7 protein-coding genes are annotated in these 6,203 nt (G+C 55.2%); 2 read left to right on the top strand and 5 right to left on the bottom strand.

Going from position 1 to position 6,203, the window contains the following annotated elements; genetic code table 11:
• The first annotated feature begins 455 nt into the window (after positions 1 to 455).
• Positions 456 to 743: a hypothetical protein gene (locus O7A61_RS12495; RefSeq protein WP_337130050.1), complete on the top strand. Its 288-nt coding sequence runs from the start codon at positions 456 to 458 to the stop codon at positions 741 to 743.
• 130 nt (positions 744 to 873) lie between these two features.
• Here the strand turns inward: O7A61_RS12495 and purU are convergent, their stop codons facing one another.
• From purU to O7A61_RS12470, 5 genes are all read right to left on the bottom strand, one after another.
• Positions 874 to 1,764 (bottom strand): formyltetrahydrofolate deformylase, encoded by an 891-nt coding sequence (purU, locus tag O7A61_RS12490; RefSeq protein WP_442921065.1) that lies wholly within the window; start codon positions 1,762 to 1,764, stop codon positions 874 to 876.
• 38 nt (positions 1,765 to 1,802) lie between these two features.
• Positions 1,803 to 2,183, bottom strand: a complete 381-nt coding sequence (locus O7A61_RS12485) for a response regulator (RefSeq protein ID WP_337130047.1) — start codon at positions 2,181 to 2,183, stop codon at positions 1,803 to 1,805.
• 32 nt (positions 2,184 to 2,215) lie between these two features.
• Positions 2,216 to 3,484, bottom strand: coding sequence for an amidohydrolase family protein (locus O7A61_RS12480; RefSeq protein WP_337130046.1), 1,269 nt, complete (start codon positions 3,482 to 3,484; stop codon positions 2,216 to 2,218).
• A gap of 129 nt (positions 3,485 to 3,613) precedes the next feature.
• Positions 3,614 to 4,861, bottom strand: a complete 1,248-nt coding sequence (locus O7A61_RS12475; protein WP_337130045.1) for a M24 family metallopeptidase — start codon at positions 4,859 to 4,861, stop codon at positions 3,614 to 3,616.
• 38 nt (positions 4,862 to 4,899) lie between these two features.
• Positions 4,900 to 5,082, bottom strand: coding sequence for a tautomerase family protein (locus tag O7A61_RS12470; protein ID WP_337130044.1), 183 nt, complete (start codon positions 5,080 to 5,082; stop codon positions 4,900 to 4,902).
• A 350-nt stretch (positions 5,083 to 5,432) separates the two neighbouring features.
• Between O7A61_RS12470 and O7A61_RS12465 the strand changes: the two genes are divergently transcribed.
• Positions 5,433 to 6,194, top strand: a complete 762-nt coding sequence (locus O7A61_RS12465) for an SDR family NAD(P)-dependent oxidoreductase (RefSeq protein WP_337130043.1) — start codon at positions 5,433 to 5,435, stop codon at positions 6,192 to 6,194.
• Positions 6,195 to 6,203 lie beyond the last annotated feature (9 nt).

The raw sequence follows: 6,203 nt of genomic DNA, 5'->3' as shown, positions 1-6,203 counted from the left end.
CAGCCCTGGGCAACATCACGCCCATCGAATTCGCCATAAAAATGGCGCTGGAAAAACAGGCCGCATGAGGCCAGAAATGAAGCGCCGGACTCTCCATTGAAATGGAGGGAACAAGGGTCTCAGGTCACCGGGCTCGGAAAGACTGTAGCGCTCAACTGGATAGCCGCCCAAAGCGGAGCTGCCTATTGTGAGGTTGCGCAGCATACCAAGGCGATCAGGCCCCTGATGCTGCACGACGCCTACGGCGTCCAAAAGGACAGCAAGCATACATACGACCTTGCGAAGGATTGCATGAACTTTTTGGGGCCCGATGCGTCCGTTGCTGGTGGGCGAATATCAGAACTTCACACGCAGTGTTTTGCGGGAGCTGCTGCATCTTCAGGAGCGCTGCGGCTTCGCTTTACCGCTCACCGGCAACACTCACCGATTGGCGGGCACGAGGCGCGATATCCGCTATGGAACAAATAGAAAGCCGTGTCGGCCTGCGTTTCGAGATCGGTCAGCCGACGCGGGAGGATTGCGTGAGGATCGGCGCCGAACACAACGTTGAGGGAGCCGACGCCTACGAAGCAATTGTTGTCTACGGTGAGAACACCTCCCTTCGCGGGCTTTGCCACCTCCTCCAGAACTGCGCGGCCGTTACCAACGGCGTTGGCAGCATTCGTCTTTCCCGGATCGAGATCACCCTTCGTGTCATGTCATGCAGCAGCGGTGCGCTCAAGCTTTTGCACAGCGACAGATAATTTTGAACGGCACAATGTCATAGAGCGCTGGCTCTCTACTGGGGTGAAATTTTCATACGATAGTGAGCGGACTGACATCGCACCATGCCGCCCGAACTGGCCCGTTTGCGATGGCGCGGTTACCCGTTGATTAGCCCATCCGCTCAGAGGCATAGGAGCCGGGACTGGGTGGAAAAACGATAGTTTTGTTGCCGTTCTTGATGGTGCGGTGGTGTATATGCGCGTGGACGGCGCGGGCTAGCACCTGGCTTTCCACATCTCGGCCGATCGAGACATAGTCTTCAGCCGACTGGGCATGCGTGATCCGCGCAACGTCCTGCTCGATAATCGGGCCTTCGTCGAGATCCTCCGTCACGTAATGCGCTGTCGCCCCGATCAGCTTCACGCCCCGCTCAAAAGCCTGCTTGTAAGGGTTAGCCCCCTTGAAAGACGGCAGGAAAGAGTGGTGGATGTTGATGATCCGGCCTGACATCTTTTTGCACACAGCGTGCGACAGAATCTGCATGTAGCGGGCAAGAACGATGAGCTCGGCGCCGGATTGCTCAACCACCTCCATCAGGCGCGCCTCAGCCTGAGCCTTATTGTCCTTCGTTACATTAATGTGATGAAAGGGTAAGTCATGGTTGACGATGAGCTTCTGGTAATCGAGATGGTTAGACACAACCCCCACGATCTCGATAGGCATAGCACCGATCTTCCAGCGGTAGAGCAAGTCGTTGAGAATGTGGCCGAAGCGGGAGACCATGAGCAAAACTCTGGTTTTTTTATCACTTCGGTTAAACTCATATTCCATCCCAAATACCGTTGCGACCTGGGCAAAACCCTCGCGTATTTCCGCCTCCTCGATGCCCGTTTCCGACTGAAAACCGATGCGCATGAAAAAGTGGCCCGTCTCCAGGTCGTCGAACTGAGAGCTATCCGTAATGTTGCAACCCTTGTCGGCAAGATAGCTCGAAATCGCGGCGACGATGCCACGTGTCGATTTACATGAGACGGTAAGGATATAATTGGTTTCAGTCACAAAGGGCTCCAAGACATTACAGGGCATGGCGGTTATGGTCAGGCGTGAGACAGAGGTTTACTAGCCAAGACAAGTGCCTCCATGACTCTCGTCAGCCTATCGACGTCAACAGGCTTCTCAAACCTGGCCGTGTTCCTGAAGCTTTCAGGGATATTCGAGGCGTTGAAACCCGCCAAAAACACAAAAGGGATTTGGCGTCGCTCCAGATGTTCAGCCGCCGCAAAGGTGGCCTCGCCTTGCAGGTTCACATTAAGGACAGCCCCATCAATAGCAGCCGACGACATAATGACGTCCAATGCGTCTTCGATGGTATCTGCTGGGTAATAGACCGTAGCACCCGCCTTGATGAAAGCTCGCTGCAGTTCGGAACCTAGGGCGAAGTCGTCCTCTCCTATGAAAATGCGGTAGTTTTGGAGCATCTGTCCTCCTGTCTTGGTCCCCGCCCGTTGAGTCAGGCTGGACCAGCTACATTGGAGAATAGTTCCTCGGCATTCCGGTGCATGAGGCGGTCGATCAGGTCAGGAACAGCACCGCGGTCTATCCAACCTCGATGCACCAGTGCTGAAAGGGCTTCAGCAATGCCTCTTCGCGCGATGACGCTGTGGCCGACAATGTTTTCCGCGACAATAAAATCCCCGCCAAATGTGAGGAGCTTATTGCTGGGCACCGAGACCAAGAACTCGACCAAGAAACGAACTGATGCTTCTGGATTGAGGATCCATGCCCAACACATGTCGATATAGGCATTGGTATAGTGTTTGCAGAGCGCGATATATTCATCTTGGTACGGATAGCCGATATGCATGAGCACAAATCGGATATCCGGATAGGACTGCAACAGCTTGCAAACGTCGGCTGCGTTGTCGCGGACTCTTCCGATGGGCATTAAATTTGAACCTGCATGGTATCCTGTGTGGATCTTCACGGGCAGTCCATAATCCTGGGCTTTCTTGAGACAGTAGTGAAAGAGGTAGTCTTCGAGCGCCTGGGCGCCTTCCACGCCGATGAAGGGTCGCGGCGCGACCAGTGTCGCAAAGTGGCGTTCTGCAACATGTCGATCGACATGTGCAAAGTCCAAAGCCCTATAGTACGCTCCGACGTATTTTACCGCCACCGCACGTCGGCCAAAGCGCTCGAAATAGAGGTCGATCGCCGCCAGCCAGTCAGCGAATGAATCAATTTCGATGCCCAGTTCCGCCTTGACCTTCGCAATGTCGGCAAGACTGCACCGGGTGATTTCCTTGATGCTGAGGTCCTGCTGCAGGAGCGAAGGCTGAGCCGTCTCCATGAAGATGCGCTCGAGAGAGTTCACTTGGCAAAGAGATATGTTACAGACACGCTTCAATATAAATTCGTAAAAGCCAGGCTTTCGGACCTCACGATATCGGCTATCCAAGAGCTCTATATTATCTAGGGAAAAGGAGTCGACGCCATAAAGCTCTCGGATCGTAACGCTAAAATTTCGTCCATAACCGGTATGTTGAACGCGCTCCCAATAGGGGGCGACAATAGCGTACTTATCTGCTGCGGCAACCTCCGGATCATAGAACCGCCGTGCATGTGACTGGCTCATCCCTGAAGAATAAAGGTCGTCTTGCAGATACTCTTTAAACAGCAATGACCAGTCATCACACGGCAGCAGCCAGTCGTTTATTGGGACAAGGCGTCTGGATTCTTCCACGAGATGCTCGTGAGTGTCGGCGAGAATGGTCGCGGCCACTTGTTCGTGGATCCAAGTCATCGCTTATAAGCCGATCATGTCCAGTGTTGTACCAGGCCGAAAGCACTTGGCTCCTGGCCGTTTCGCATTTGCCTTGAACGCCGGGGCGACCGGATCGTCATATCGGACCTAATCTAACAGGCGGTCTTCGAACGGGTAGGACGACAACAGTTCATATCCATCCGCTGTCACCAGGACTTGTTCCTCAAGCTTCACGCCGTCTCGCTCGCCGACCGCACCAATGTAGGACTCAACGCAAACAATCATGCCGGCTTCGAGGATCGCCTCGAAGGCAGCTGGCCCCCTAAAAATCGGTTTAGCTTGCGGATATTCGTCGCACATTCCGACGCCGTGCATCAGGCACGTGTAGGCCTGCTGCTGGAACTCCTCTGGCACCGGCCAAGCCTTCTCTTGAAGGTCTTTCATGGTCAGACCGGGACGAATAAGCTTCAGATTGGTGTGCAATTCGTCGTAGGCGTAGCGGTAGAGTTGTCGCTGACGTGCCGTTGGACGGTCATCACCGTAGTAGAAAGTCCGCGAAACATCGCAAAAATAGCCGAACGGGCCGACCATGTCTGTATCAAACCCAACCAAGTCGCCTGGCTCGATAACCCGCTGGGTCGCTTCCTGAAGCCACGGATTGATGCGAGGGCCAGACGCGAGCATCCGCCCTTCATGCCATCCGCCCATGTTGGCGAGGTTGGTGTAGTTCAGAATTCCCCAAAGTTGCACTTCGGTGACGCCAGGTCCCATGCTGGCCTGCATGCGGGCTATGCCATGCTCTGCTACGGCGCATGCCCACCGAATGCATTCGACCTCATCAGGCGATTTGATGACGCGTGCGCCTTCAGCGATGTCGACAGCATCGATGACCTCGATTCCGCGCTGCAGCAACGCCAGTGTGACGGTCGGATTTACATATTCAATAGCTACCCTGCGGTTTGTGGACCCGATCTCGCTTAAATACTGAACAATATCATCCGCGAAGAGTCGGGCGTTCTCCGTCAGCTCGCCGCCGCCCTCGAAAAACGAAATCGGCCGACCTGGCCGCGATACGTCGGCAGTGGATGAGTTCCCAAGCCCAGCATATAGCGCGAGCGGCCCTTCGACAGGCATGAAGAGGTAGGTGACAGGAATATGGGATTGAAAGAGAGGATACACATTGTAATCAACCGCATAGCGAAGGCTGATGGGGCTAACCAGGACGCACATGGCGACGTCCGACGCGCGCATCGCAGCCCTCAGGCGTTCTTTGCGGTACTTGTCGAGCCTTTGCGCGTCGATTTCAGGCATCTGGCGGAACTGTCGCAAATCGCTCCAGTTGTCGTCGAGCAGGGACCTGTCAGGACCAGGTGAAACCGCTTTGGTGTCGCTCATAAGGCTCCTCGCTTATATTGATTACTGGGGCCTGTGTCTTACATTCTAGACCAGAGTTTGCCGCCGGTTGCCCAGTTATTCGGGGTGTACTCGTCGAAAACAACGTGGACTTGCTCAGGCTTCAGGTTGGATTTCTCGCAGAACAACTTGGTGATCTCTGCGGCAATTTCTTCTTTCTTATCGTCATCGGTCTTGAAGGTTTCGATGTGGATGACTGGCATAACACGCTCCTTGTTGGGTTGCTGCTGAGCTTGATCATAGCTTGGAAGGACTATTGCGCGTTTAGCGGACCTAGCCAGGCAGCGTGCGCGACCACGCAGAGGGCCGCGATAGGGAGCTATAGGCAGCGGCGCTCCTTCATTCAAATGAGTATTACTGTCGAACCGGATAACCTGGCGTCATGAGGATGGAGCCGGCAATTAGCCAAGGCCCTGCTATTGTGACGTCATGACTTCAGCTTGTTTGAGGCATGACTTTTTGGTCGCTTGCGAAGGTGCAGTCTGGGGCCCTAGATCAGGAAATGTGCCGGGCGGCGGTTTCGTCGGGCTAATCGTATACAGGCGACCGGCATATGACCCAATCCAAGAAGATCGTTATCGTCACGGGCGCAACATCTGGAATCGGCGGCGCCATTTCGGAGGCGTTCGCATCGGCGGGGGCGACACTGCTGCTGGTCGGCCGCGATCGAGAACGTGGCCAGCGGGCTCTGGAGGTCGTCGACAAGCTAGGTTGCACCGCGCAGCTAATGCTAGGGGACGTGGCCGACTCGAGCTTTGCGGACGAGGTGGTAAGTTCTTGCGTCGAGCGCTTTGGCAAGGTTGACGTGCTGGTAAACAGCGCCGGCATTATCCGGCGTGGCAATGCGGTTGACACTAGCGATGATGACTGGCGACAGACCTTCGAGGCCAACGTCAACGGCGTGTTCTACTTTAGCCGAGCCGCTGTGAGATCCATGCGGAATACCGGCGGCGGCAGCATTATCAATATCGCTTCGAATGTCGGATTGGTCGGTTGTCCTGGGCTCGTGGCCTACTGCGCTTCCAAAGGTGCGGTCGTACTGATGACACAGGCGATGGCCCTGGATCACGCCAAGGAGCAGATCACCATTAATGCGGTCTGTCCCGGGGCCGTCGATACACCGATGCTGGTGTCGGCTCACCAGAAACCTGTCACCGCGGAAGAAATCCTGCAGAGGAACGTAGATTCGATACCACAGGGCCGCGTGGCTAAGCCCGGGGAAATCGCAAGTCTAACGCTGTTCCTCGCAAGTGACGGCGCCAGGCACATTACAGGCGTCGCTATTCCAATTGATGGCGGGTTCACCGCAGGCTAGGAGGACATT

Origin of the sequence: Mesorhizobium sp. Cs1321R2N1 (assembly GCF_037179725.1) — a bacterium.
Taxonomy (GTDB): Bacteria; Pseudomonadota; Alphaproteobacteria; order Rhizobiales; family Rhizobiaceae; genus Mesorhizobium; species Mesorhizobium salmacidum.
This window is presented reverse-complemented; position numbering and strand designations above follow the sequence as displayed.